A 1048-nucleotide genomic window follows, 5' to 3' on the forward strand; every position below is an offset into this window, starting at 1 on the left:
TTAGCAAGGCGTTAGAACTTTCAAAGGAACATATAGATGGAAGTAAATGAATGTATTTCCTTTATCATGCTTAATGGTTCAAAGGTACTGCTAGAAAAGCGCAGTGAGCAAAAGGAAACTGATCCGGGCTTAATCACTATACCGGGTGGTCACATTGAATACGGTGAAACTCAAATTCAGGCGTTGTTCCGAGAGTTAAATGAAGAGCTCAATGTTATTCCAACGGAATACAAATATTTATGTTCCCTTTACCACCCAACAAAAGAACTGCAGTTGATCCATTATTTCATTGTTACCAGTTGGGCAGGAGACATTACGGCTCACGAGGCTGATGAAGTTAAGTGGTATTCATTGCAGGCGAACCAAGTTGGAATCGCAGCTGACAGTATCGCTTTGAAAGAATTAGAACGGGTTAGTCGTTATCTTTGAGTACAGTTCTAACAAAGCGTTCAAGGCGGATTCACAACGCTTGGCACTTTCAGTTCGAATCGGCTTTTGTGTTTATGGCACAATGGTTTAGGTTGGGTGGTAGCGTTGCTCACCACTTAACGCGGCGTTATGTACTTTGGAGAAAATATGGAAGTAGTAGCTACGGAAAAACACGTCTCAGAATATCCCAATCCGTTTTATTTGAAACAAGGTGATAAAGTAGCTCTCGGTGCAATTGACGACGAGTTTCCCAATTGGATCTTTATAACCAGTAGTGAAGGTATGCAGGGTTGGGCTCCAGTTCAATATATCGAAAAGATTGAAGGAATCTCAGAAGGTATTTTGCGTTATGACTATGACAATGTTGAGCTCAATACAGTCATTGGTGAAAAGCTATCAGTGCAGTTTGAACTCAATGAGTGGTATCGAGTCTCGAGGTCAACGGGTGAAATTGGTTGGGTACCAGTGCGCTCGGTACAACGTACATAACAAATTGTTCAAGAGTGATTCCGCACGCGTGGCATTTTTATTATGCGTGGGCTTTAGTGGTTAAGGTGTTATGCGGAAACATTAGTATTGCGTGCCTCACACCTTAACAAGGCGTTATACGTAATGAGAG

General features: G+C 41.9%; 2 protein-coding genes. Both read left to right on the forward strand.

The features are described from left to right. Positions 1–36 precede the first annotated feature (36 nt). Entirely contained in the window at positions 37–429 is a 393-nt protein-coding gene (locus KJB35_RS28100) for an NUDIX hydrolase (RefSeq protein ID WP_017448473.1), read from the forward strand. A 147-nt stretch (positions 430–576) separates the two neighbouring features. Next, positions 577–918, forward strand: coding sequence for an SH3 domain-containing protein (locus tag KJB35_RS28105; RefSeq protein ID WP_053320200.1), 342 nt, complete (start codon positions 577–579; stop codon positions 916–918). The last annotated feature ends 130 nt before the right edge of the window (positions 919–1048 follow it).

The organism is Vibrio sp. D431a (assembly GCF_030248655.1).
Taxonomy (GTDB): domain Bacteria; phylum Pseudomonadota; class Gammaproteobacteria; order Enterobacterales; family Vibrionaceae; genus Vibrio; species Vibrio alginolyticus.